Annotated in this window: 19 protein-coding genes and 2 tRNA genes; 15 read left to right on the forward strand and 6 right to left on the reverse strand. The window is 61.5% G+C overall.

The features are described 5' to 3' along the window. Positions 1–42: 42 nt before the first annotated feature. A tRNA-Leu gene (locus tag RHM60_RS19165) sits at positions 43–129 on the reverse strand. A gap of 155 nt (positions 130–284) precedes the next feature. Continuing rightward, positions 285–371 (reverse strand) — tRNA-Leu (locus RHM60_RS19170). A 225-nt stretch (positions 372–596) separates the two neighbouring features. On the opposite strand from RHM60_RS19170, the gene rnr reads away from it, so the two are divergent. From rnr to dnaB, 7 genes are all read left to right on the forward strand, one after another. Further along, on the forward strand, positions 597–3,227 hold the full coding sequence (gene rnr / locus RHM60_RS19175; RefSeq protein WP_322212499.1) for a ribonuclease R: 2,631 nt from the start codon (positions 597–599) through the stop codon (positions 3,225–3,227). Beyond that, entirely contained in the window at positions 3,224–3,979 is a 756-nt protein-coding gene (rlmB, locus tag RHM60_RS19180) for a 23S rRNA (guanosine(2251)-2'-O)-methyltransferase RlmB (protein WP_322212500.1), read from the forward strand. The genes rnr and rlmB overlap by 4 nt, the downstream gene beginning before the upstream one ends. Before the next feature lie 308 nt (positions 3,980–4,287). Continuing rightward, positions 4,288–4,710, forward strand: a complete 423-nt coding sequence (gene rpsF / locus RHM60_RS19185; protein WP_003236224.1) for a 30S ribosomal protein S6 — start codon at positions 4,288–4,290, stop codon at positions 4,708–4,710. Positions 4,711–4,738: 28 nt separating this feature from the next. Further along, on the forward strand, positions 4,739–4,969 hold the full coding sequence (rpsR, locus tag RHM60_RS19190) for a 30S ribosomal protein S18 (protein ID WP_002551829.1): 231 nt from the start codon (positions 4,739–4,741) through the stop codon (positions 4,967–4,969). A gap of 36 nt (positions 4,970–5,005) precedes the next feature. Next, positions 5,006–5,899 carry a hypothetical protein gene (locus tag RHM60_RS19195; protein WP_231422392.1) on the forward strand — a complete coding sequence of 298 codons (894 nt, stop codon included), beginning with the start codon at positions 5,006–5,008 and terminating at the stop codon, positions 5,897–5,899. Positions 5,900–5,917: 18 nt separating this feature from the next. Beyond that, complete coding sequence (gene rplI / locus RHM60_RS19200; RefSeq protein WP_003171376.1) at positions 5,918–6,364, forward strand: 50S ribosomal protein L9; 447 nt, start codon at positions 5,918–5,920, stop codon at positions 6,362–6,364. 110 nt (positions 6,365–6,474) lie between these two features. Next, positions 6,475–7,869: a replicative DNA helicase gene (gene dnaB / locus RHM60_RS19205; RefSeq protein WP_003236220.1), complete on the forward strand. Its 1,395-nt coding sequence runs from the start codon at positions 6,475–6,477 to the stop codon at positions 7,867–7,869. Here the strand turns inward: dnaB and RHM60_RS19210 are convergent, their stop codons facing one another. Then, the gene (locus RHM60_RS19210) at positions 7,870–11,658 is read right to left on the reverse strand and encodes a dermonecrotic toxin domain-containing protein (protein ID WP_322212502.1); all 3,789 of its coding nucleotides are present in this window, start codon (positions 11,656–11,658) and stop codon (positions 7,870–7,872) included. A gap of 258 nt (positions 11,659–11,916) precedes the next feature. On the opposite strand from RHM60_RS19210, the gene RHM60_RS19215 reads away from it, so the two are divergent. From RHM60_RS19215 to RHM60_RS19245, 7 genes are all read left to right on the forward strand, one after another. Further along, positions 11,917–14,220: a YgiQ family radical SAM protein gene (locus RHM60_RS19215; RefSeq protein ID WP_322212503.1), complete on the forward strand. Its 2,304-nt coding sequence runs from the start codon at positions 11,917–11,919 to the stop codon at positions 14,218–14,220. Between the two features lie 211 nt (positions 14,221–14,431). Beyond that, on the forward strand, positions 14,432–15,349 hold the full coding sequence (locus tag RHM60_RS19220) for an NAD synthetase (RefSeq protein ID WP_231422394.1): 918 nt from the start codon (positions 14,432–14,434) through the stop codon (positions 15,347–15,349). Then, positions 15,349–15,792, forward strand: coding sequence for a hypothetical protein (locus RHM60_RS19225; RefSeq protein ID WP_209987931.1), 444 nt, complete (start codon positions 15,349–15,351; stop codon positions 15,790–15,792). The genes RHM60_RS19220 and RHM60_RS19225 overlap by 1 nt, the downstream gene beginning before the upstream one ends. Positions 15,793–15,896: 104 nt before the next feature. Next, positions 15,897–16,259, forward strand: a complete 363-nt coding sequence (locus RHM60_RS19230; protein ID WP_231422395.1) for a hypothetical protein — start codon at positions 15,897–15,899, stop codon at positions 16,257–16,259. 187 nt (positions 16,260–16,446) lie between these two features. Continuing rightward, entirely contained in the window at positions 16,447–19,737 is a 3,291-nt protein-coding gene (locus RHM60_RS19235; protein ID WP_322212504.1) for a transglutaminase family protein, read from the forward strand. Positions 19,738–19,895: 158 nt separating this feature from the next. Then, the gene (locus RHM60_RS19240) at positions 19,896–22,382 is read left to right on the forward strand and encodes a circularly permuted type 2 ATP-grasp protein (protein ID WP_322212505.1); all 2,487 of its coding nucleotides are present in this window, start codon (positions 19,896–19,898) and stop codon (positions 22,380–22,382) included. Continuing rightward, positions 22,382–23,272, forward strand: a complete 891-nt coding sequence (locus RHM60_RS19245; RefSeq protein WP_322212506.1) for a transglutaminase family protein — start codon at positions 22,382–22,384, stop codon at positions 23,270–23,272. The genes RHM60_RS19240 and RHM60_RS19245 overlap by 1 nt, the downstream gene beginning before the upstream one ends. 36 nt (positions 23,273–23,308) lie before the next feature. On the opposite strand, the gene RHM60_RS19250 is transcribed toward RHM60_RS19245, so the two are convergent. Then, on the reverse strand, positions 23,309–23,491 hold the full coding sequence (locus tag RHM60_RS19250; RefSeq protein WP_209987942.1) for a hypothetical protein: 183 nt from the start codon (positions 23,489–23,491) through the stop codon (positions 23,309–23,311). Positions 23,492–23,713: 222 nt separating this feature from the next. Between RHM60_RS19250 and azu the strand changes: the two genes are divergently transcribed. Then, the gene (azu, locus tag RHM60_RS19255; protein WP_322212507.1) at positions 23,714–24,160 is read left to right on the forward strand and encodes an azurin; all 447 of its coding nucleotides are present in this window, start codon (positions 23,714–23,716) and stop codon (positions 24,158–24,160) included. 119 nt (positions 24,161–24,279) lie between these two features. On the opposite strand, the gene nadE is transcribed toward azu, so the two are convergent. After that, on the reverse strand, positions 24,280–25,107 hold the full coding sequence (gene nadE, locus RHM60_RS19260; protein ID WP_057009741.1) for an ammonia-dependent NAD(+) synthetase: 828 nt from the start codon (positions 25,105–25,107) through the stop codon (positions 24,280–24,282). Between the two features lie 3 nt (positions 25,108–25,110). Then, a complete protein-coding gene (gene pncB / locus RHM60_RS19265; protein ID WP_209987948.1) occupies positions 25,111–26,325 on the reverse strand; it encodes a nicotinate phosphoribosyltransferase in 1,215 nt (404 codons plus the stop codon). Positions 26,326–26,534 lie beyond the last annotated feature (209 nt).

Below are 26,534 nucleotides of genomic sequence, written 5' to 3' on the forward strand. Positions count from 1 at the left end.
CCGGAAACGAAAAAACCCGCTTTCGCGGGTTTGATCTGAATTTGGTGCCCAGGAGAAGACTCGAACTTCCACGACCTTGCGATCACCAGCACCTGAAGCTGGCGTGTCTACCAATTTCACCACCTGGGCATTATCAAGCAACGTTGCCGCTGTTGATGGGGCAAACTATACGGCGGGCTTTTTAATCTGTAAACCCCTGGCTCGAAAAATATAAATCAATTTTTTCGTTAAAAATCAAAGGCCTGAAACGAAAAAACCCGCTTTCGCGGGTTTGATCTGAATTTTGGTGCCCAGGAGAAGACTCGAACTTCCACGACCTTGCGATCACCAGCACCTGAAGCTGGCGTGTCTACCAATTTCACCACCTGGGCAGCATCAACCACGTTGCCGTCGTCGATGGCGCGCACTATACGGAGCCGAATTTACGCTGTAAACCCCCGCTATCAAAAAACTCTGGAAAACTTCGCCAATGGTCGTGCAAGGTGTGCAACCGATGGCACAAAAGGCCTTTTAAGGGCTTGTTGACGCCTGAAATTTCCCGTTTCAATACGCGTATGCCAAACTAACCCCTATATAGACAAGGTGAAAACTCTCTAATGGCCGATTGGCAGTCCCTCGATCCCGAGGCCGCTCGTGAAGCGGAAAAATATGAAAACCCTATTCCTAGCCGCGAACTGATCCTGGCGCACCTCGCCGATCGGGGTTCGCCTGCTAGCCGCGAGCAACTGGTTGAAGAGTTCGGTCTGACCACCGAAGACCAGCTCGAAGCCCTGCGCCGCCGTCTGCGTGCCATGGAACGCGACGCTCAGTTGATCTACACCCGCCGTGGCACCTACGCGCCCGTGGACAAACTCGACCTGATCCTGGGCCGCATTGCCGGTCACCGTGACGGCTTCGGCTTCCTGATCCCGGATGACGGCAGCGATGACCTGTTCATGAGCCCGGCGCAAATGCGCCTGGTGTTCGATGGCGACCGTGCCCTGGCACGTGTTTCCGGGCTGGACCGTCGCGGTCGCCGCGAAGGTGTGATTGTCGAAGTGGTGTCCCGCGCCCACGAGTCCATCGTCGGCCGTTACTTCGAAGAAGGCGGCATCGGCTTTGTTGTCCCGGATAACCCCAAGGTCCAGCAGGAAGTGCTGATCACCCCGGGCCGCAATGGCGCCGCCAAGGTCGGCCAGTTTGTCGAGGTGAAAATCACCCACTGGCCAACGGCGCGCTTCCAGCCTCAGGGCGATATCGTTGAAGTGGTCGGCAACTACATGGCGCCGGGCATGGAGATCGACGTTGCGCTGCGCACCTACGATATTCCTCACGTATGGCCCGAAGCGGTCATCAAGGAAGCGCGCAAGCTCAAGCCGGAAGTGGAAGACAAGGACAAAGAGAAGCGCATCGACCTGCGCCATCTGCCCTTCGTCACCATCGATGGCGAAGACGCCCGCGACTTCGACGATGCGGTCTACTGCGAAGCCAAGCCTGGCAAATTGCGCTTGTTCTCCGGCGGCTGGAAGCTGTATGTCGCGATTGCCGACGTGTCCAGCTACGTGAAAATCGGTTCTGCGCTGGATAACGAAGCCCAGGTGCGCGGCAACTCCGTGTATTTCCCTGAGCGCGTGATACCGATGCTGCCTGAGCAGCTGTCCAACGGCCTGTGCTCGCTGAATCCGAAAGTCGACCGTTTGGCCATGGTGTGCGAGATGACCATCTCGAAAACCGGTGAAATGACCGATTACCAGTTCTATGAGGCGGTGATTCACTCCCAGGCGCGCCTGACCTACAACAAGGTCAGCACCATCCTGGAAACACCGAAAACCAGCGAAGCCAAGGCTCTGCGTACCGAATACGCTGGCGTGGTACCGCACCTCAAGCAGCTCTACTCGCTCTACAAGGTATTGCTGGGTGCTCGTCATGTGCGTGGCGCGATCGATTTTGAAACCCAGGAAACCCGAATTGTCTTCGGTTCCGAGCGCAAGATCGCCGCAATCACCCCGACCACCCGCAACGATGCGCACAAGCTCATCGAGGAATGCATGCTGGCGGCCAACGTGGCCACCGCTGAATTCCTGAAAAAACACGAGATCCCTGCGCTGTACCGAGTGCATGATGGCCCGCCGCCGGAACGTCTGGAAAAACTGCGCGCGTTCCTCGGTGAGCTTGGTCTGTCTCTGCACAAAGGCAAGGACGGCCCGACGCCGAAGGACTACCAGGCACTGTTGGCCAGCATCAAGGACCGTCCGGATTACCACGTGATCCAGACCGTGATGTTGCGTTCCCTGAGCCAGGCGGTGTACAGCGCCGATAACCAGGGCCACTTCGGCCTCAATTACGAAGCGTACACCCACTTCACGTCGCCGATCCGCCGTTACCCGGACCTGCTCACGCACCGGGCGATCCGCAGCGTGATCCATTCCAAACAGGACACCCCGCACGTCAAGCGCGCCGGTGCCATGAGCATTCCGAAAGCGCGGATTTATCCGTACGACGAAGCCGCCCTGGAACAGCTCGGCGAGCAGTGCTCCATGAGCGAGCGCCGCGCCGATGAGGCCACACGCGATGTGGTGAACTGGCTCAAGTGCGAGTTCATGAAGGACCGCGTGGGCGAGTCGTTCCCGGGTGTGATCACCGCCGTGACCGGCTTTGGCCTGTTTGTCGAGCTGACCGACATCTACGTCGAGGGCCTGGTGCACGTCACCGCCTTGCCGGGCGACTATTACCACTTCGATCCTGTGCATCACCGCCTGGCGGGCGAGCGCACCGGTCGCAGCTTCCGTTTGGGCGACACGGTGGAAGTGCAGGTCATGCGCGTCGACCTCGATGAGCGCAAGATCGACTTCGGCATGCCTGACAAGCCGACCGAGCCGACCGGCCGTAAAAAACGCGGCAGCGACACCACAGCGCCGACCGCGAAAGGCAAAGCGGCTGCCACAACCGCGGCGACAGAGTCTGCGCCTGCCAAGTCGGGCCGTCGTTCCTCTGCCAAGGATAAGGCCCCAGAAGCCTATCGCCCGAGCGATGCCGCGGCGAAAAACGCCGAGCTGCGCAAGAGCCGCGAGTTGAAGCAGCAGTTGCTCAACGAAGCCAAAAGCGGTGGTAAAGCGGCGTCTGGGGGAAAGTCCCAAACGGCGGAAAAAACCTCGAGCAAGACCAGTAAACACCGTAAAGGCCCGTCCAAGACGGGTTCGACCCCTGCCAAAAGCAGCGGGTCGCGCAAACCTAAGGCCAAGTCATGAGTCTGGAAAAAATCTACGGCGTCCACGCCGTAGAAGCGCTGCTGCGTCACCATCCCAAGCGCGTCAAGCAGGTATGGCTGGCCGAAGGGCGCAGCGAGCCACGCGTGCAGGCGCTGGTCGAGCTGGCGACCCAGAATAAAGTCGCCATCGGCCAGGCCGAGCGCCGTGAAATGGATGTGTGGGTCGAAGGTGTGCATCAGGGCGTGGTTGCTGACGTCAGCCCGAGCCAGGTGTGGGGCGAGGCCATGCTCGACGAGCTGCTCGACCGTACCGAAGGTGCGCCGCTGCTGCTGGTGCTGGACGGCGTGACCGACCCGCACAACCTCGGCGCCTGTCTGCGCTCGGCAGATGCCGCCGGCGCCCTGGCGGTGATTGTGCCCAAGGACAAGTCGGCCACCCTGACGCCTGTGGTGCGCAAGGTTGCCTGCGGCGCGGCGGAAGTGATTCCGCTGGTGGCCGTGACCAACCTGGCGCGCACCCTGGAAAAACTCCAGCAGCGCGGCCTGTGGGTCGTGGGCACGGCGGGGGAGGCCGAGGTCAGTATTTATGACCAGGACCTCACCGGCCCGACCATCCTGATCATGGGCGCTGAAGGCAAAGGCATGCGTCGCTTGACGCGTGAGCATTGCGATTACCTGGTGCACCTGCCGATGGCCGGTAGTGTCAGCAGTCTCAATGTGTCGGTCGCGACCGGTGTATGCCTGTTCGAAGCGCGGCGTCAGCGTGGCGCCAAGGCCAAGGCCAAGAAGTAATTTTTAGCCTGGCATAGATGCAAATGTGGGAGGGGCTTGCTCCCGATAGCAGTGAGTCAGTAATAGATAATGTTGCTGATCCACCGCAATCGGGAGCAAGCCACCTCCCACAGTTGTTTTGCGGCGATTGGGAGATTGTTCAAATAATCACCAATCACCTTGCGCCTGTTCCTCCCCTTCTCTACAATTGCGCCCCTTGCCCACCCGGCAGGCACGCATGTGCCTCCCCTGCGGCAAGATCCATAAGTGTCATTCACTCCTTGTCTGACCGTTTTTGAGCGGCAGGCTACAACCCGTAAGGAGCATTCATGCGTCATTACGAAATCATCTTTTTGGTCCACCCGGATCAAAGCGAGCAAGTCGGCGGCATGGTTGAGCGTTACACCAAGCTGATCGAAGAAGACGGCGGCAAAATCCACCGTCTGGAAGATTGGGGCCGTCGTCAACTGGCCTATGCAATCAACAATGTTCACAAGGCTCACTACGTGATGCTGAACGTTGAATGCACCGGCAAGGCCCTGGCCGAGCTGGAAGACAACTTCCGCTACAACGATGCAGTGATCCGTAACCTGGTCATCCGTCGCGAAGAAGCCGTTACCGGCCAATCCGAGATGCTCAAGGCTGAAGAAAACCGCAGTGAGCGCCGTGAGCGTCGCGACCGTCCTGAGCACGAAGGCGCTGATAGCGCTGACAGTGATGACAGCGACAACAGCGATAACGCTGACGAGTAATCCACGGACCTTTTAAGGAGCCTATCAAATGGCACGTTTCTTCCGTCGTCGTAAATTCTGCCGCTTCACCGCTGAAGACGTGAAAGAGATCGATTACAAAGATCTCAACACTCTGAAAGCCTACGTATCCGAGACCGGCAAAATCGTTCCAAGCCGTATCACCGGTACCAAAGCACGTTATCAGCGTCAGCTGGCCACCGCTATCAAGCGCGCCCGCTTCCTGGCCCTGCTGGCCTACACCGACAGCCACGGCCGCTGAGACCGGGCAGTCGACAAGTAGTAAGGGATTAAATGCATGCGCGCCTTAGCTGAGTTCATCATGCGCGGTCGTATGCAGGCCACTCTGGTAGTGGCCGGCTGTGCGGCATTGCCGTTGTTGTATTGGTTGGGTGCTGCCGCCGGATGCCTTGTGCTCCTGCGGCGCGGTTTACAGGATGCCATTGGCGTCCTGGCCCTGGGATTGTTGGCCGGCCTTGTCTGGTGGCTGCAATTGGGCGAACCCAAGGTGCTTATGGTGCTGTTGGGTTCGTCGAGCCTTGCGTTGGTCTTGCGCGCAAGTGAGTCCTGGGTCCGCACGCTGCTGGTCAGCGTGGCAGTGGGGTTGGTGTATTCAGTGTTGCTCGGCGCGGCTTTCCACCCGCAAATCGAGGCGCTGGCGCAAGAGATCGTCAAGGTCCTGCCGTCGGCTCTCGGGGAGCTCTACCAGCAATTGTCGGTAGACGAGCGAGCGCGTCTCGCAGCATTGATAGCACCGGCCCTGATCGGCCTGATGGCGGTGGTGTTGCAGGTCGTCAGCCTGCTGAGCCTGATGCTTGGGCGTTATTGGCAGGCGTTGTTGTACAACCCGGGTGGTTTTGGTCGCGAGTTTCGCAGCATCAGAATCCCTGCGGGCCCGGCGATGTTGCTGCTGGCATGCATGGTGGTCGGACCGAACTTCGGTCCACAGGCCGCCCTGTTGTTGCTGTTTTGCAGCGTACCGCTGGTGTTTTCCGGGCTGGCTCTGATTCATGGGCTGGTGGCGCAGAAGCGCCTGGCCAGGTTCTGGCTGGTGGGGTTGTACGTGACGCTGGTGCTGTTCATGCAGCTGATTTATCCGTTACTCGTGGTTTTGGCCATTGTCGACGGCCTGATTGATTTTCGCGGTCGTCTGGCGCCGAAAGACGCCGACAACGCGAACGGTGAAGGTTAAAAGTTAGAGGATTTTCACATGCAACTGATCCTTCTGGAAAAAGTCGCCAACCTGGGCAACCTGGGCGACAAAGTAAATGTTAAGGCCGGTTACGGTCGTAACTACCTGCTGCCATACGGCAAAGCCACCGCTGCAACCGCTGCCAACCTGGCTGCGTTTGAAGAGCGTCGTGCTGAGCTGGAAAAAGCCGCAGCAGACAAAAAAGCCTCGGCCGAAACTCGCGCTGCCCAACTGGCTGAGCTGGAAGTGACTATCACTGCCACTGCCGGTGACGAAGGCAAGCTGTTCGGTTCGATCGGCACCCACGACATCGCTGATGCACTGACCGCCTCCGGCGTTGAAGTGCAGAAGAGCGAAGTTCGTCTGCCGAACGGCACCATCCGCAACGTAGGCGAATTCGACGTAGCCGTGCACCTGCACGCCGAAGTTGAAGCCACCGTACGCGTTGTCGTGGTAGCAGCTTAAGCAGCACCTAACTGGGTGGCACCTCGCGTGCCAGCCGGTTAACATCGGGCACGATCCTGTTTACAGGTCGTGCCTTTTGTTTTTCTACACTCCCCAAATTCCAAGTGGCCATGAACGATATTTCAGCTCCCGAGCAATACGATCTGCAAACCGCTGCCCTGAAGGTGCCGCCGCATTCCATCGAGGCCGAACAGGCCGTGCTCGGTGGCCTGATGCTGGACAACAACGCCTGGGAACGCGTGCTGGATCAAGTCTCGGACGGCGATTTCTATCGGCATGACCACCGCCTGATCTTCCGTGCCATCGCCAAGCTGGCCGACCTGAACTCACCGATCGACGTGGTGACCCTGGCCGAGCAACTCGACAAGGAGGGCCAGACCTCCCAGGTCGGCGGCCTGGGCTACCTCGGTGAGCTGGCGAAAAACACGCCGTCCGTCGCCAACATCAAGGCCTATGCGCAGATCGTTCGCGCCCGGGCCACCTTGCGCCAGTTGATCGGCATCGCCACCGAGATCGCCGACAGCGCCTTCAACCCCGAAGGCCGCACCGCCGAAGAAATCCTCGACGAGGCCGAACGGCAGATCTTCCAGATCGCCGAAGCGCGCCCCAAGACCGGCGGCCCGGTGGGGGTCAACGAGTTGTTGACCAAGGCCATCGACCGTATCGACACCCTGTTCAACACCGACAACGCCATCACCGGCCTCTCCACTGGCTACACCGACCTTGACGGCATGACCAGCGGCCTGCAGCCGGCGGACTTGATCATCGTGGCCGGCCGTCCGTCCATGGGCAAGACCACCTTCGCCATGAACCTGGTGGAAAACGCCGTGCTGCGCAGTGACAAGAGCGTGCTGGTGTACTCCCTGGAGATGCCAGGCGAATCGCTGATCATGCGGATGCTCTCGTCCCTCGGCCGTATCGACCAGACCAAGGTGCGTGCCGGCCGCCTGGAAGACGACGACTGGCCGCGCCTGACGTCGGCGGTCAACCTGCTCAATGACCGCAAACTGTTCATCGATGACACCGCCGGCATCAGCCCCTCGGAAATGCGTGCGCGCACCCGACGCCTGGTGCGTGAGCACGGCGACGTGGCGCTGATCATGATCGACTACCTGCAGCTCATGCAGATCCCGGGCTCCGGCGGCGACAACCGTACCAACGAGATCTCCGAGATTTCCCGCTCCCTGAAAGCCCTGGCCAAGGAATTCAATTGCCCGGTGGTGGCGCTGTCCCAGCTCAACCGCTCCCTGGAACAACGTCCGAACAAACGCCCGATCAACTCCGACCTGCGTGAATCCGGAGCGATCGAGCAGGATGCCGACGTGATCATGTTCGTCTACCGCGATGAGGTGTATCACCCGGAAACCGAACACAAGGGGATCGCCGAAATCATCATCGGCAAGCAGCGTAACGGCCCTATCGGTACGACGCGGCTGGCCTTTATCGGTAAATACACGCGCTTCGAAAACCTTGCGCCTGGCAGTTACAACTTCGACGACGAGTAGTCACCCCGGCGGCAATGGGAACAGTTGCCTGACGGTGGCTTCACTGTATTGATAGTTCCAGCGTAGTTCGGCGCCTGCGGGGACATCCTCGCTGGCAAACATGCCGGTCAGAATCATTTGTTCCTGTGGCGCATCGCCGACCTGGGTATTCACCCGAAAGTGCGCGGCTTCAACGTTGTAGCCCGTACTGGCCTGCCGCACCGGATGGCCTGCCTCGTATTCGAAAATCGTGTTTATCCTCGACAACGCGTTGTCGCCCGACAGGATCGGTTGAGTGTTGACGGCGTAAGGGGAGGCGGGCCGGACTTCTTTAATGGCCATCAGATACGGGTCATGCCGAGCGTGTGCAACGTACAAAGGCAGCACTTCCCCGCCATACACGCCCAAGGCTTCGCCTTTCCTGAGCGGTTTGCGGGTAATGACGGTGGCCTGCCCGATCAGCGCAGATTCCTGCGCAAACTTCTGATGCGCCGCTGTGAAAGGCGTTACTTCGAGCTTGTCCTCGTAAAGGCGCGCGACGTTTTCATAACCTTCCCACTGGATGTAAGGCCGGATCGACGCGCTTGCGTATACCACGTCGGACGTTAACGACTTCCCCTGGATTTGCAGATGCCGGATCCGCATGGGCTGACCTGTCTGGTCACGTAACGGATATCGACCGTTGTTGGCTCGGTCGTAGATGCACCGGTAGTTCCAGCTGTGCTGATAGCCTCGTTCGCTGCGCATGCTGGTCAGTTCCTGTGCGGTGTAAGCCGGCTGCACGCTGTCCCCTTCGGCTGATCCGTAATCGCTGGAAGACTGCGTCGACTCAAACTCGTCGCTGGACTCCATGCCTTGAAGTGACGGTGCAGGTGATGTTCCGCCGCCGAGCAGTAACCCAGTGGCTTGATCAGTTTCCCAGCCTCCCCCGGTTTTTTGACGAACGTAGGGCTGATAGGCGCGGAAACGATTGCGGGCATCGATCAGTCGCCATCCCTGCGGGTCAGCTTTGACTTCGTAATACCTTTGCTGGTCCTGAAGGTAGTAGCGATAACTGCCGTCTGAAGCGGGACGGCTTTGATGAAGGCCGTCCGCGCGCAACGTCAGCCCGGTCGGGGGGCTTGTTTGTGCAAATGATGGATCAAGTGGCAACCCTGGCTCTGTTGGCGCGTGCCTCAAGAGCATGTGGCCCCGATAGGCCGCGGCAGGCCCGGCGATCAGCGACGCGCCGGTCTTGTGCAGCGCGGCTTCGAGGGAAGTGGCGTTTGCCCGGGTCAAGAGCGCAGTGCGTTCGGAGTCGGTGAGCGTGCCCTCGATAGCGCCAAGCAGGTCGGTCGGTGCAGCAGGTTGTTCTGCGTACAGCTCACCTTCACGAACCAGTACGTGGCTGGTGATGCTATCTGGATCGCCGATGCTGCCCAGCAACGGGCCGTCGGGACTGGCGTCGTGTACGCTGATTTTTCGTGCCTTTGGCCAGCCGGGCGTTTGCTCCAGGGCATAGAGAACCAATGGCACGCTCTCGGGGCTGCGCCTGGCCTCGAGAAAAATACCGGCCTGCAAACGGGCTGCCTGCGCAGCGTCACTGGTGGCCTTTACCTCCATTTCCAGGGGCGGCGGCAAGCGTTTTTCCATCGTCGTGACCGCTGTTTCACCGGACTCGTCGAGCAAGGAAAGCAGTCGCTGCTTTTTACGCGGAACGTCATCCGCCAGCCGTACTGCCAGATTTTCGATTTTGGTTAAATAATCGACATAGAACCTGGGTAGCAGCTTGTTGAATTCGAGCTGTGGCATCTGCTCTTCCAGCGCATGCAGCAGCTCGCCCTTTCTGAAGCGCGCTTCGCTGATTTTTATTTCGACTGTTCCGGTGCCGTGGCTCATCACGACCTGTTGTTGTTCGCCGACAATTTTCAGCACATGGTTGGCTGGCCATTCAGGCAGCGATGTAAGCAGGTGGAATTGAATCTGTGGTGAACAGGGCGTCACCGCTGTGCCTTCGGCGCGCTCCAGGTTGAAGTCGGTCAGCTCCTGGTCCAGGTTGAAGTCCCTGACCGTATCGAGCAGCAGGGGCGGCGGGCGCTGCATATCCTGGTGGACTTCACGCAGCTGGGTCTTGTCCAGGCCGCTGAGCAGGAGGATGGGCTCAACCTTGGGCAGGGTGATAGTTGCGGCGTCAGGCCCCAGGCGCTTGATCAGTTTAAGCTCGTCCCAGTCGTGTGGCGTTTCATGGGCGTGGCGCCAACCGCCGGCTCCATTGCTCAGGAGAGCGGGTTGGTAGGCATCCGGATCGGTGGGGTGTGAAAGCTCCCATTGCTGGCCATCGGCGGCGCGTTGTATGGCATGGGCGTGATCGTCCAGTTTCAGGTAGTGCTGCTGCCCATCCTTGTAAATTCCCTGTTTATCGGCCACCACATGGCTGGGCAATGCTTCGTGATGGCGGTAGGGTTTGAGGTCGGTGTTCCACAAACGCCAGCCTTTGTTGCGCACCTTGACCTTGACCAGCCGGGTGCCGAAGCCGACGGTGCGCACCGCGCCCGCCGTGGCCACCGCCAGAGCGGCGCTGTCCACCAGGTCGAGCAAGTCATTCAAGGCTTCATCGCTGTCGCCACGGCTCCAGGCCGCGAACCCTTCATACACGGTGCCGATCACCTGTGCAGCGGTGACGACCAACAACACTTCGCCCACCACGGGAATGAAAGACGCTGCAAAAAACAGCGCGGACTTGCCCAGGTCGAGCCAGCCCTGCAGACGTTTTTGCCGGCTGATCAGGTCGACGTCGGCGGTGGGCACGGCCACGATGCGTGCATCGCTTTTGATCTGGTCGATTCGCTGCCGGGCAATGGCTTTGAAAAGGTCGCCTTCAACTGCCGTGAGGCTGATGGCCGCCTTGAGTGTGGCTGGCAGCTTTTTCTGCAGGGCTGGCGCCTCGGGATGGCGAAGGCGGGCCACAGTCACTTCCAGCAGATTACCTTGATGCTGCAACGGCACCAAGTGTTTGAAGAAGGCCTGGTAATCCGGTTTAAGCAGGCGCGTCGCCAGCTCTGCCACAAGCTCAGCCAGGGAGGCGTGTTGACGCAGCGCTGCGTGCGGGTCCTCGGGGGTGTAGAGCAGGAACGGGATACCGATGCTCTCGGCCTTGATCACCAAAACACTGGGCAGTACCACCTCATTGAGGGTCAGGTGGTTGCAGGTTATCTCCAGGTGTTTTCCCGCTTCCTGGAGGACCTGCAATTGCAAATGCTGGCGAGCTATTATCTTCTGGCGCATGTTGCTGCTGTGCAGTGCAACACCGAAGGCATGCCGCGCCTGGGCCCTGAATAGCCCCCGGACCTTGTCAGCAGACGCAGGCTCAAGGACATCGCTGATGTGTTTTAGATACTGGCCGCCGATATCCAGCTTGCGACAAAAGCGTGCGAACGCGGTCGCGCAAACCGCACTCGGCACCTCTCCCGAGTCAGTCGGATTGAAAATCGCCGTGCCGATTTCCATGCCTCCCGCCTCTGCCTCCGAGGCTTCGAATTTCTGCAGTGCAGCCTCCAGGAGCGTCTGCCGGGTGGTTTTTGCGTGGTTCTTGATCAAGCCCAGCAGGTGATGATTCTTCCACTCGCGGGACAGGACGGCGTCTTCGTTCGTAACGAGGCCAAAGAACCAGGATCGGATTTTCTCGCGCAACAACTTGCGTGCAAACGCTTCCGGGCTTTGTATTGCATCGAGCAGGGCGTCAAGGTCGTGCCTGGCCTGGTTGCTGCTGATCAGGCTGCTGCGAAAACTCCGGCGCAACTGCTCCGGCGCTTCGCTCAGCCAGGAGGGCAACTGATTCTTGATGAAGTCCAGGTGGGGCGTCAGGGGCGAGGCGGGTGTGTGCATTGCCGAAACGTGTTGGGGCATGGATCGAGCCCTCATGGGCTGTGGTTGGTCGCTCTCAGGCTATCCATGATTTTTTTGACGGGGCCCTAGCCCGTTAGCCCCAGTTGGGTGTTCATGGAAAAGCCGACCACTGTCGTCGGAATTGGTCAAAATTTGTGCTATATTCCGCGCCCGCGATTTTTCATCTCAACACCGGTTATCGTCATGCAAACAGCCAAGCCGTTATTTGACTATCCCAAGTACTGGGCCGAATGTTTCGGTCCAGCGCCATTCCTGCCGATGAGCAGGGAGGAGATGGATCAGCTTGGCTGGGATTCGTGCGACATCATCATCGTCACGGGTGATGCGTACGTGGACCACCCGTCCTTCGGCATGGCGATCATTGGCCGGCTGCTGGAGTCCCAGGGCTTTCGCGTGGGGATCATTGCCCAGCCGAACTGGCAGTCCAAAGAAGACTTCATGAAGCTCGGCGAGCCGAACCTGTTCTTCGGCGTCGCGGCCGGCAACATGGACTCCATGATCAACCGCTACACCGCCGACAAGAAAATCCGTTCCGACGACGCCTACACCCCCGGCGGGATGGCCGGCAAACGCCCGGACCGTGCGAGTCTGGTGTACAGCCAGCGCTGCAAGGAAGCCTACAAGCACGTACCGATCGTGCTCGGCGGCATCGAAGCCTCCCTGCGCCGCATCGCCCACTACGACTACTGGCAGGACCGCGTGCGCAACTCGATCCTGATCGACGCCGCCGCCGATATCCTGCTGTATGGCAACGCCGAGCGGGCCATCGTCGAAGTGGCTCAGCGCCTGTCGTGGGGCCACAAGATCGAAGACATCACCGATGTGCGCGGCACCGCGTTCATTCGCCGCGATACCCCGGCGGGCTGGTACGAAGTGGACTCCACGCGTATCGATCGCCCGGGCAAGGTCGACAAGATCATCAACCCGTACGTCAACACCCAGGACACCCAGGCCTGCGCTATCGAGCAGGAAAAGGGGCCGGTTGAAGACCCGGAAGAGGCCAAGGTCGTACAGATCCTGGCCAGCCCGCGCATGACCCGCGACAAGACCGTGATCCGCCTGCCCTCGGTGGAAAAAGTCCGTGGCGACGCGGTGCTCTACGCTCACGCCAACCGCGTGCTGCACCTGGAAACCAACCCAGGCAACGCCCGCGCCCTGGTGCAAAAGCACGGTGAAGTGGACGTGTGGTTCAACCCGCCGCCCATCCCGATGACCACCGAAGAAATGGACTACGTGTTCGGCATGCCTTACGCGCGCGTGCCGCACCCGGCGTACGGCAAGGAAAAGATCCCGGCCTACGACATGATCCGCTTCTCGGTGAACATCATGCGCGGCTGCTTCGGTGGCTGTACCTTCTGCTCGATCACCGAGCACGAAGGCCGCATTATCCAGAACCGCTCCGAAGAGTCGATCATTCGCGAGATCGAAGAGATCCGCGACAAAGTGCCGGGCTTTACCGGCGTGATCTCCGACCTCGGCGGCCCCACCGCGAACATGTACCGCATCGCCTGCAAGAGCCCGGAGATCGAATCCGCATGCCGCAAGCCGTCCTGCGTGTTTCCCGGTATCTGCCCGAACCTGAACACCGACCACTCCTCCTTGATCCAGCTGTACCGCAGCGCCCGTGCGTTGCCGGGTGTGAAAAAGATCCTGATCGCTTCCGGCCTGCGCTACGACCTGGCCGTCGAGTCGCCGGAATACGTGAAAGAGCTGGTCACCCATCACGTCGGTGGCTACCTCAAGATCGCCCCGGAACACACCGAGGAAGGTCCGCTCAACCAGATGATGAAACCGGGCATCGGCAGCTATGACAAGTTCAAGCGCATGTTCGAGAAGTACACCAAGGAAGCGGGCAAGGAGCAGTACCTGATCCCGTACTTCATCGCCGCCCACCCCGGCACCACCGATGAAGACATGATGAACCTCGCCCTGTGGCTCAAGGGCAACGGCTTCCGTGCCGACCAGGTGCAGGCGTTCTACCCCTCGCCGATGGCCACCGCCACCGCGATGTACCACTCGGGCAAGAACCCGCTGCGCAAGGTCACCTACAAGAGCGACGCGGTGACCATCGTCAAGAGCGAAGAGCAACGCCGTCTGCACAAGGCCTTCCTGCGCTACCACGACCCGAAGGGCTGGCCGATGCTGCGTGAAGCCTTGACCCGCATGGGCCGCGCCGACCTGATCGGGCCGGGCAAGGAACAATTGATTCCGTTGCACCAGCCGAGCACCGACAGCTACCAGAGCGCCCGGCGCAAGAACTCGACGCCGGCCGGCAGCCACAAGGTTGCCAAGGAAACCACTACCAAAATCCTCACCCAGCACACCGGCCTGCCGCCGCGTGGCAGCGACGGCAGCAACCCCTGGGACAAGCGCGAACAGGCCAAGGCTGCCGCGCAAGCGCGCAACAAACAGGTGGCCAAGGAACGCACGGATGCGGCGAAGGGCAAAGGCGGCAAGCCAACGCGCAAGCCGGTAGTGCCGCGTTGATCGCAGCCTGAAATACAAAACGCCAGCCTTAAGGGCTGGCGTTTTGCTTTCTAGGCGCTGGGTAGTCTGTTTGATAAGGTGGCGGGCATTGGATCGCTATCGGGGGCGAGCCCCTCCCACCGTTTGAATGTATTCACCGTTCAGACTGTGGGAGGGGGCTTGCTCCCGATAGCGTCAGTTCAGTCACCCCCCTTCAAGGAAGAGCACCCCCATGGGCAACCCCCTGGCCGGCATCGGCATGGACTTCAACCGCTCCCAGTTCCTGGCCCGCCAGCGCATCGAAAGCCAACTCAATCTGCCCCGCCTGTTTGCGGCCATCGATGGCGACCCCGGCATCGTCGGCGCGGGTGTCGTGTACATCGACGCTGATTTTAATGTCGTGACGCTGCGCGAATTCAAGCCCATCTGCAGCATCAAGCCCAAGCGCATCATTTTGCGTGAGGCGCAGAAGTACATAGCCCCCGCGCAGTTTGCCGATCAGGTAACCAACAATCCGCGTGAGTCTCGACTCGTGGGGGAGGCCGTCAATACGACATTGTCATGTGCCGGCGCGATTCTGGGTTGGATTGTGGTGTTCAGCGGCACTGTCGCCGTACCGTTCACGGGTGGCGCGAGCTTGGTGGTGGCGGGCCTGGGCGCCACCGCTGCCGCGGCCAGTACCGCGCAGTGCGTGGTGGGAGGCATGAGAACGTTCAACGAACTCAACGACCCGACCGCCAACGACGATATGGACAACGAGGAATGGTATCGCTATGCGATGCCGGTATTGGACGCGGCCTCGCTGTTGGGCGCCGGCGCCTCTACCCTGACGACTGTTCGACTGTTGCAGGCTCGAAAAGCAACGACCGGTAGAAGCTGGTATGAGCTGTCCAAGGGTTTGACCCGCCAGCAACGTAAGGCGCTCACCAAAGAGTTGCTAAGCCTGAAAGACCCAAGCCTGAGCAATAAGCTGCTGAAGTTGCGCCAGCGCTCCGGTGAGTTGGTGAAGCGCTATTCGGCGACCGAGATCAATCACGCGACTATTACGCAGATCAGGGACTCCCTCGGTGCCGCTATTGGTTTCACCGGCAGTGCAGTGTCCGGCAACATTCGAACCATCGCAGTAGGGTTGTACGAGGAGCTTGAGTGATGGTGCGCCAAGTCTCGTTAAAAGCTTTTTTGGCTGACTACTTCCCTGCGTTTATTTGTGCATTTTTCCTTGCCTGTTTTTCCCTGTCCGCTGCCATTTCATTGGCATCCAGTACCTTTTTCCGGGGTGAACCAGAGCGAGCGCGTTACTCCTTTGTGGCGGCGGTAGTCTTGGGGCTGCTCTTGGCGGTCAGTCACTTCTTCATGATTCGGGGGAGAGCCTGGGGCGTTTGGGCCATCGTCGCCTTCTACGCGGTGTGTTTTTTGATCGTATTACCAACCTATGGCTATCGGCCCCATATGGCTGCCTATGTCATTGGGTTGCTGTTTCCAATGCTGGGACTGCTGTTGCTCAACAGTAAGCGTCATCGGGCAATGCGCCGTCAGCTACGGGAAATCCGTCACCTGCGTGAAGCCAAGAGCGCCAAGCACAAAGCTCGCTGAATGGGTAGATTCACCCCCCCCAGCCTCGCACGCGCGCCATAAGTATGTGCAGCGCGTGCAACGAATCGCCCATTTGAAGGAAGATCACCCCATGGGCAACCCCCTTGTTCACGGTCCCGCTGGTGGTCGACAGCTATTTCCCGCGCCTGCCGCTGGAGGACAACCTCCGGTATTGCTTTTTCGGCGGCCTGGCGCTGACGTGGGGTGTGGTGCAGTGCAACTTCATGATCGCGCGCGGTCGGCCGCAGTGGGTACGGCCGCTGGCGACGCTGCTGGTACTCTGCATGTTGGCGGTGCTGCCCACGATCGCTTGCGGTCCACATTGGCTTTCGTTTGGCTTGAGCCTGCTGTTTCCCCTGCTGGGATTGCTGCTGCTCAACAGCAAGCGTCACCGTGTAATGCGCCGCAAACTGGTCGAAGTACGGCGGCTGCGGCAAGCCATCATCGCCACCCGCAAAGCTCGCTAGTTGGGTAGATTCGCCACTGATCGCCACACGGGCGCCACAAATACGTGCAACGCTCGCACCACTCCCCACCCGTTGGCGCCGTTTTGGTGCTGTACTGCACCGGGTCCATTGAGAAAGCGCAATGACCGCCGCGCTGGCATAAGTCTTGCGCGCGTTGTTCCCATGCTTTGGCTCGCAGGAGGCCGCCGTGTCGATTCATGTCGCGTTGCACCACGTTACGCATTACCGCTACGACCGCGCTGTCGAACTCGGCCCGCAGATCGTGCGTTTGCGCCCCACGCCCCACAGCCGCACGCGGATTCTGTCTTACGCGCTCAACGTGCAGCCCGAGCAGCACTTCATCAATTGGCAGCAGGACCCCCAGGGCAATTACCTGGCGCGCCTGGTGTTTCCGGAAAAGACCGCCGAGCTGCGCATCGAGGTCGACCTGGTCGCCGAGATTGCGGTGTTCAATCCGTTCGACTTTTTCCTTGAGCCCTACGCCGAGAACATCCCCTTCAGCTACGCCGCCGATGAGCAGCGCGAGCTGGCGCCGTACCTGGAAACCCTACCGCTGACGCCAACGTTTGCCGCCTACCTGGCCGGTATCGACCGCACGCCCTTGCCAGCGGTGGATTTTCTGGTGGGCCTCAACCAGCGTCTGGCCGCCGATATCGGTTACCTGATCCGCATGGAACCGGGGGTGCAGACCCCGGAATTCACCCTGCAGAACGCCTCCGGCTCCTGCCGCGATTCGGCCTGGCTGCTGGTGCAGTTGCTGCGCAACCTCGGGCTGGCCGCGCGCTTCGTGTCCGGCTACCTGATCCAGCTCACCGCGGACGTCAAGGCCCTCGACGGCCCGTCCGGCACCGAGGTGGACTTCACCGACCTGCACGCCTGGTGCGAGGTGTATCTGCCCGGCGCCGGCTGGATCGGTCTGGATGCGACGTCCGGCCTGTTCGCCGGTGAAGGCCACATCCCCTTGGCCTGCAGTCCCGATCCATCGTCCGCCGCGCCGATCAGTGGCCTGGTGGAACCGTGCGGCTGCGAATTCACCCACGAGATGTCGGTAGAGCGGATCTGGGAAGCCCCACGGGTGACCAAACCCTACACCGAAGCACAGTGGCAGGAGATCCAGGCCCTGGGCCAACAGATCGATAGCGACCTGCTCAAGCACGACGTGCGCCTGACCATGGGCGGTGAGCCGACCTTCGTGTCCATCGACGACCCCGACGGCGCCGAGTGGAACACCGCCGCCCTGGGCCCGGACAAACGGCGCCTGTCCGCCGAACTGTTCCAGCGCATGCGCCAGCACTATGCGCCGCAGGGCCTGGTGCACTTCGGTCAGGGCAAGTGGTACCCCGGCGAGCAATTGCCGCGCTGGTCGCTCAATGCCTACTGGCGCCGCGATGGCGTGCCGATCTGGCACAACAGCGCGCTGATCGCCGATGAGCAGCAGGACTATGGCGCCGACGGCGAGCTGGCCGGGCGCTTACTGGCCAGTGTGGCCGAACGTCTGAAATTGCCGGCGCGCTTCGTGTTCCCGGCCTTCGAAGACAACTTCTACTACCTGTGGCGTGAAGGGGCGTTGCCGCAGAACGTCACCGCCCAGGACCCGCGCTTGAGCGATGAGCTGGAACGCGAACGCCTGCGCAAAGTGTTCGCCCAGGGCCTGGATAAAGTTATCGGCCAGGTGCTGCCGCTGGCGCGCACCGCCGCCAATGATCGCTGGCAGAGCGGGCGCTGGTACCTGCGCGACAACCACTGCCGCCTGGTGCCGGGTGATTCGCCATTGGGTTACCGCCTGCCGCTGGCCTCGCAACCCTGGGTGACGGCAGCCGAGTACCCGTTCGTGCACCCCACAGACCCCAATCAGGATCTGCCGGCGTTACCCACCACCGCCCAACTGCACCATCACGGCGAACCCGCGCCAAGCGATGAGCGCGTGCCCGAGGTGGACGAGTCCGCCGACTGGCTGACGCGCACCGCGCTGTGCGCCGAAGCCCGGGAAGGGCGGCTGTACCTGTTCATGCCGCCGCTGGAACGGCTCGAAGATTACCTGGAACTGGTGGCCGCCATCGAAGCCACCGCCGAGGAGTTGCAGTGCCCGGTGCTGCTCGAAGGTTACGAGCCGCCGGCCGATACGCGCCTGAGCAACTTCCGCGTCACACCCGATCCAGGGGTGATCGAGGTCAACGTACAGCCGTCCTCTACCTGGAGCGAGTTGGTGGAGCGCACCGAATTTCTCTACGAAGAGGCGCGGCAAACCCGCCTGACCACGGAAAAGTTCATGATCGACGGGCGCCACACCGGCACCGGTGGCGGCAACCACTTAGTGCTCGGCGGCGCGACACCCAAGGACTCGCCATTCCTGCGCCGGCCCGACCTGCTGCGCAGCCTGATCAGCTATTGGCACAATCACCCGTCGTTGTCGTACCTGTTTTCCGGGCTGTTCATCGGCCCGACCTCCCAGGCGCCACGGGTGGACGAAGCGCGCAACGACGCGTTGTATGAGCTGGAAATCGCCTTTGCGCAAATGCCCGAACCGGGCGAAGAATGCCCGCCGTGGCTGGTCGACCGTCTGCTGCGCAACCTGCTGATCGACGTGACGGGCAACACCCACCGCGCCGAATTCTGCATCGACAAACTTTACTCTCCGGACGGCGCCACCGGACGCTTGGGCCTGCTGGAGCTGCGCGCGTTCGAGATGCCGCCCCATGCGCGCATGAGCCTGACCCAGCAATTGCTGCTGCGCGCCCTGGTCGCGCGTTTCTGGCGTGAGCCTTACGCGCCGGCGAAACTGGCGCGCTGGGGCACCGAGCTGCATGACCGCTTCCTGTTGCCGCATTTTATCGCGCAGGATTTTGCCGACGTGATCGACGAGCTCAACACGGCTGGCTACCCGCTGCGCGCCGAGTGGTTTGCCGCGCACCTGGAGTTCCGTTTCCCCAAAGTCGGCGACTACGCCGTCAGCGGCATCGAGCTGGAGTTGCGCCAGGCCCTGGAGCCCTGGCATGTGCTGGGCGAAGAGGGCGCGGTGGGCGGCACGGTGCGTTATGTGGACTCGTCGCTGGAACGCCTGCAAGTGAAGCTGACCGGCCTGGCGCCGCAGCGCTACCTGCTGACCTGCAACGGCATTCCCGTGCCGCTGCAGCCCACCGGCCGCGTTGGCGAGTTCGTCGCCGGCGTGCGGTATCGCGCGTGGCAACCGGCCAACTGCCTGCAACCGACTATCGCGGTGCATGCGCCGCTGGTGTTCGACCTGCTCGACACCTGGATGCAACGCTCGCTGGGCGGTTGCCAGTACCACGTCGCCCATCCAGGCGGGCGCAACTACGACAGCCTGCCGGTGAATGCCAATGAGGCCGAGAGCCGGCGCATGGCGCGGTTTTTCCGTCTGGGGCACAGCCCTGGGAAGCTCGCCGTGCCTACGGTGGTGCTCAACGATGAACTGCCGATGACGCTCGATCTGCGCCGCTTCCCCAATAAAAATGACTGAATGCAATTCAACCTGTGGGAGGGGGGTTGCTCCCGATCGCGGTATATCAGCCGATACATAAGTGACTGATCCGCCGCCGTCGGGAGCAAGCCCCCTCCTACATTGGATTGCGGCAAGTTTGAATTACACTGATCCCCCTTTGCCCTGCCGAGCGTTCCATGTCCGATTTGCTCGACCGTTACCCGCTGACCGCGGGCACCTATCACGAACTGCTGGATGACAGCGGTGCCGTGCGTGCCCATTGGCGGCGCCTGCTCGACCACCTGCAACGCAGCACGCCCAACCAGTTGGCCCAGCGCCAGGCGCTGCTGACCCGGCAGATCCAGGAAAACGGCGTGACCTACAACGTCTACGCCGACCCCAAGGGCGCCGACCGCCCGTGGGAGCTGGACCTGCTGCCCCATGTGCTGGCTGCCGATGAATGGCAGCACCTGGCGGCCGGTATCGCCCAGCGTGCGCGCCTGCTCAATGCCGTGCTCGCCGACCTGTACGGTCCGCAACGCCTGATTGCCGAAGGCCTGCTGCCGGCCGAGCTGGTGTTCGGGCATAACAACTTCCTGTGGCCGTGCCAGGGCATCCAGCCGCCGGACGGCGCGTTTCTGCACCTGTACGCCGTCGACCTGGCGCGTACGCCGGATGGTCGCTGGTGGGTGACGGCCGACCGCACCCAGGCCCCCTCGGGCGCCGGCTACGCCCTGGAAAACCGCACCATTGTGTCCCGCGCCTTCCCGGACCTGTACCGCGACCTGCAAGTGCAGCACCTCACCGGTTTTTTTCGCACACTCCAGGAAACCCTGGCGCGCCAGGCACCGGGCGACAACCAGCCGCCACTGATTGTGCTGCTCACCCCGGGGCGCTTCAACGAAAGCTATTTCGAACACCTGTACCTGGCCCGCCAGCTCGGCTACCCGCTGGTGGAAGGCGGCGACCTGACCGTGCGCGACAGTACCGTGTTTCTCAAAACCCTCAGCGGCCTGCGCCGGGTGCACGCGATCATGCGCCGCCTGGACGATGACTTCTGCGACCCGCTGGAGCTGCGCACCGACTCGGCACTCGGCGTGCCCGGCCTGCTCGACGCCGTGCGCCAGGGCAATGTGCTGGTGGCCAATGCCCTGGGCAGCGGTGTGCTGGAGTCCCCTGGGCTGCTGGGCTTTTTGCCGAAGATCAACGAGTTCCTGTTCGGCGAAACACTGATCCTGCCGTCGATTGCCACCTGGTGGTGCGGCGAGGCGCCGGTGCTGGCCAAAGCCCTGGAGAAACTGCCCGAGTTGCTGATCAAACCGGCGTTTCCCTCGCAGAGTTTCGCCCCGGTATTCGGCCGCGACCTCAACCCCGAACAACGCCAGGCCCTGGCCGAGCGCATGCGCGCGCGGCCCTACGCCTACGTCGCCCAGGAGCTGGCGCAATTGTCCCAGGCGCCGGTGTGGCACACCGTCGACGACCACCTGCAACACCGCGCCATCGGCATGCGCGTGTACGCCGTGGCCAGTGAGGACGGTTATCGCGTGCTGCCCGGCGGCCTGACCCGCGTGGCGGCCGATGCCGACGCTGAAGTGGTGTCGATGCAGCGCGGCGGCGCGAGCAAGGACACCTGGGTGCTCGGCGAGCGCGCCGCCGCTGGTGAGCTGTGGCGTGCACAACGCACAATTGGCGCCCATGACCTGGTGCGCCGAGACCCTTATCTGCCCTCGCGCGTGGTGGAAAACCTGTTCTGGTTCGGCCGCTATTGCGAGCGCTGCGATAACAGCGCGCGCTGGTTGCGTATCGTGCTCGCGCGCTATGTCGACGGCGACGACCCGCTGGCCTTGCAGGCGGCGGTGGAGCTGGGAGAAAACCTGCGCCTGCTGCCGGAGGAGGGCGAGTTGCCGGAGCGCCTGCTCGCGGCCTTGCTGGGAGATGACTGGCCGTCAAGCCTGCGCGCCAACCTGCAACGCTTGCAGTGGGCGGCGTCCCAGGTGCGCGGCAAGTTGTCCCGCGAAAACTGGCAGGCGCTGGTGGAGCTGCAGCGCGAAGCCATGGAGTTGGAGCGCGACGCTGCGGATGTGGGCGAGCTGCTGGACTTCCTCAACCGCCTGGTGATGTCCCTGGCGGCGCTGTCCGGCTTTGCCCTGGACGACATGACCCGCGACGAAGGCTGGCGCTTTCTGATGATGGGGCGGCGCATCGAGCGCCTGCAGTTCCTGAGCAGCAGCCTGGCAGCGTTCCTGCGCGGCGTGGCGGTGTTCGATCAGGCCGGGCTTGAGTGGTTGCTGGAGCTGGGCAACAGCAGCATCACCTACCGCTCGCGCTACCTGGCAGTGCCGCAGTTGATCCCGGTGCTCGACCTGTTGCTGCTCGATGAGCAGAACCCCCATGCGGTGCTGTTCCAGCTCAAACTGGTGAGCCGTACCTTGCGCCGCTTGAACGACGACTTCGGCGTGCCGCGCGAAACCGGCCTGGCGCCGTTGGTGGAGCGTCTGGCGCGTTTCGACCTGGCGTGCCTGGAGAACCCGCTGTTCGGCGAGCCCGGTGTGCGCGCCGCACTGAACGGTCTGGCCGACCTGTTGCAGGCGGTCGCCGATGAGAGCGGGCAAGTCTCGGATCGCCTGGCCCTGCGCCATTTTGCCCATGTGGATGATGTCAGCCAGCAGACGGTGTCGGTGTAATGAGCGCGCGCTATCAGATTTTTCACGATACCCACTACCACTATGACAGCCCGGTGTCCCTGGCCCAGCAGTTGGCCCACCTGTGGCCCCGGCCTTGCGCCTGGCAACGTTGCAGCTCGCAGCAACTGGACATCAGCCCCGAGCCGTCCTCGCGGCGCGACGAGCTGGATGTGTTCGGCAACCCGATCACCCGCCTGGCGTTCGAGCGGCCTCACGATGAATTGCTGGTCAATGCCAGCCTGAGCGTGGAAGTGCTGGCGCGGCCGGCGCTGGATTTTCGGCAGTCGCCGGCCTGGGACCGCACCCGTGACAGCCTGGCCTACAGCAGCCAGCCGCTGTCGCCAGAGCGGATCGAAGCTTGTCGCTACCGGTTCGAATCGCCTTACGTGCACCTCAAACAAATCTTCGTCGAGTTCTCCGCCAGCTGTTTCCCGCCCGGCGCGCCGTTGCTGGTAGGCACGCAGGCATTGATGGAAAAGATCTTCAGCGAGTTCACCTTCGATGCCGAGGCCACCCAGGTCGCCACGCCGCTGGTGGAAGTGCTGGAACGTCGACGCGGCGTGTGCCAGGACTTCGCCCACCTGATGCTCGCCTGCCTGCGCTCGCGTGGCCTGCCGGCGCGCTACATCAGCGGCTACCTGCTCACCCAGCCGCCGCCCGGCCAGCCACGGCTGATCGGCGCCGACGCGTCCCACGCGTGGGTTTCGGTGTTTTGCCCGGTGTCGGGCTGGGTCGATTTTGATCCGACGAATAACGTGCAGCCGGCACTGGAGCACATCACCCTGGCCTGGGGCCGGGATTTCTCCGATGTGTCGCCGTTGCGGGGGGTGATTCTGGGAGGGGGGAGCCATGACCCGGAGGTGCGGGTGACGGTGATGCCGCTGGAATAACTGTGGCAAGCGCGCTTGCCACAGTGTGGGGAATACTTATTCAGCCGGATCTTTTGGTGTTTCGCTCTCGTCGCTCGTTACTTCAGCATCTGCATCCGGGGTCTCGCCACCGGCTTCTTCGTCTGCAGCGGCTTTTTTGCGTTGCAGTTTTTCCTCTTTCTTCTGTTCCTTGGCCAAGTCTCTCTGACGTTTGGCGAAGGAGTAATTAGGTTTGGCCATGGGCGATCCTCTAGGGTCGAAGGGGAGGGGGGCGGCGCGCAGCTGCCTTTGGGTCGCTATGGTAGCAGCTTAGCGGCGCGGTTGGCGGCTGGCAGATTGTGCTGAGCAGTCTGATAGCCTAAAGTTGTATACAATCTGCCGGTGCAGATCATAAGAATTCAAGCCTGTCTGAGGCGCCCTTTGCGGTATTACGCGTTTTAAAACCTTGCCATGGAGATTCACATGTTTGCCAAAATCGTTGCTGTTTCCCTGCTCACTCTGGCCAGCGGCCAGTTGCTTGCAGCAGAGTGCGCGGTCACTGTTGATTCCACCGATCAGATGTCCTTCAACACCAAGGAAATCACGATCGACAAAAGCTGCAAGACCTTCACGGTGAACCTGGAGCACTCGGGCAACTTGCCAAAAAACGTCATGGGTCATAACTGGGTGCTGAGTTCTGCCGCCGATATGCCTGGCATCGCCAGCGACGGCATGGCCGCCGGTATCGACAATGGCTACCTGAAAGAAGGCGACACCCGCATCATCGCGCACACCAAGATCATCGGTGCCGGTGAGAAGGATTCGGTGACTTTTGATGTGTCGAAGCTGGCTGCGGGTACTGACTATGCGTTTTTCTGCTCGTTCCCGGGGCACATCTCGATGATGAAAGGTACGGTGGTGGTCAAGTAACACCGCGTTATCGTTTATCGGGAGCAAGCCCCCTCCCACATTCGACCGCATTCCAAGTGTGGGAGGGGGCTTGCCCCCGATGACTATCTGACAGTCAACACAAAACTACCTGACTCACCTCACGGCGCAAACGGCATCACCCGCTTGTGCTCGGTCTTGCGATACGTCTCGCAGATAATCCGGAACGCCTCTTCGCGCACCGGCTCACCGTGCAGGAACGCATCGATCTCGGCATAGGTCACGCCATGTGACGCTTCATCCGGCTTGCCCGGCGACAAATCTTCCAGGTCCGCCGTCGGCACTTTCTCCACCAGCGACTCCGGCGCGCCGAAGTAACGCGCAATCGCGCGCACCTGGTTTTTCACCAGCCCGCTCAAGGGGGCCAGGTCGCAGGCGCCATCGCCGAACTTGGTGAAGAAACCCATCACCGCTTCCGCCGCATGGTCAGTGCCGATCACCAGGCCACCGGCCGCGCCGGCGATGGTGTACTGCGCCACCATGCGCATGCGCGCCTTGGTGTTGCCCAGCACAAAGTCGCGGGACGCGGCGGGCTTGTCTTCAAACGCCGACACTTCAGTGGCCAGGGCTTTCACCGCCGGGCCGATGTTCACGGTGTGGCGCTCGTGCGGGTTGATGAAGTCGACCGAAGCCTGGGCATCGAGTTCGTCGAACTGGGTTTCGTAGGGCAGACGCACCGCGATAAAGCGATAGGCCTCGTCGCCGCTGCTGGCGCGCAGTTCCTGCATCGCGCGCTGGGCCAAAAGGCCTGCGGTGAGGGAGTCGACGCCGCCGCTGATGCCCAGCACCAGGGCCTTGAGTCCGGAATTGCGCAGGCAGTCCTGGATAAACGTTATGCGCCTGACCACTTCGGCCTCAAGGGCCGCCTGGTCGTTGAACGGCGCCTGGACCTTGAGCTGCTGCGCAATTTCACGCTGTACGGCTTGCATGGTTCACTCCTTGCTGGATAGGGCAGGTACTTTGAAAACGTGACGCAAATAGGCGACGAAATTGGGGTCGGTGCAGTGGGTCTTGCCCGCTTCATCGGAAATCTTCGCGACCGGCTGGCCATTGCAGGCGGTCATTTTAAGCACGATGCTCATCGGCTCCACCCCTGGAATGTCGCAGGTCAGGTTGGTGCCGATACCAAAGCTCACATTGATGCGACCGCGCAGCGCACGGAATATCTCCAGCGCCTTGGGCAACGTCAGGCTGTCGGAGAACACCAGGGTCTTGCTCATCGGCTCGATGCCCAGTTTGTGATAGTGGGCGATGGCTTTTTCGGCCCATTGCACCGGGTCGCCGGAGTCGTGGCGCAGGCCGTCGAACAGCTTGGCGAAGTACAGATCGAAGTCGCCGAGGAACGCGTCGGTGGTGATGCAGTCGGTCAGGGCGATGCCGAGCAGGCCACGGTATTCGCGCACCCAGCAGTCGAGCGCGGCGATCTGGCTGTCGATCAGGCGCGGGCCGAGTTGCTGGTGGGCCATGATCCACTCGTGGGCCATGGTGCCCAGCGGCTTCATGTCGAATTCGCGGGCCAGGTGCACGTTGCTGGTGCCCACGAAGCGCCCGGGGAAATCGTGCTTGAGCACGCTCACCACTTCTTCCTGCACGCGGTAGGAAAAGCGTCGGCGCGTGCCGAAATCCGCCACTTGCAGCTCCGCCAGCTCCTCGCTGCTCGCATGGGCGGTCAGCCAGTCGAATTTGCGATACAGCTGCTCGCGCGCCTGTTCGAGGATCACGCTCTGGTAGCGGTAGCGGTTACGCACTTCGCTGACAATCGCCAGCATCGGCACTTCAAACAGGATCACATGCAGCCACGGCCCGCGCAGGCGGATAAACAACTCGCCGTTTTCGATACCGGTCTGCACGTAGCGCAGGTTGAAGCGGAACAGCCCGAGGAAGCGCAAAAAGTCCGGCTTCATGAAACTGATGCGTTCCAGAAAGCCCAGTTGGTCGGGGCTCAGGCTCAGTTCGGCGAGGCGCTCGATCTGGTAGCGGATTTCCGCCAGGTACGGACGCAGGTCTTCGCTGTTGCGGCAACGAAACTCCCATTCAACGTCCACGTTCGGGTAGTTGTGCAGCACCGCCTGCATCATGGTCAGCTTGTAGAAGTCGGTGTCGAGCAGGTTCTGCACGATGCGATCGGCAAACACACTCTCGCTCATAACGGGAATCTCCAGACGGGTCGGCGATGGGCGCCGGCCTTTACGCATAATTGAGGAAAGAGCTAGTGGCGCATAGACCTGTAGGGTTTTGCCAGCGATTTTTTTTGCTGAGGCCACTGGCGCTATCGGGAGCAAGCCCCCTCCCACACTTGACCGGGTTGGCACATGAGTACACGGTCAACTGTGGGAGGGGGCTTGCTCCCGATAGC

Source organism: Pseudomonas sp. MH9.3 (genome assembly GCF_034354675.1).
Taxonomy (GTDB): Bacteria; Pseudomonadota; Gammaproteobacteria; order Pseudomonadales; family Pseudomonadaceae; genus Aquipseudomonas.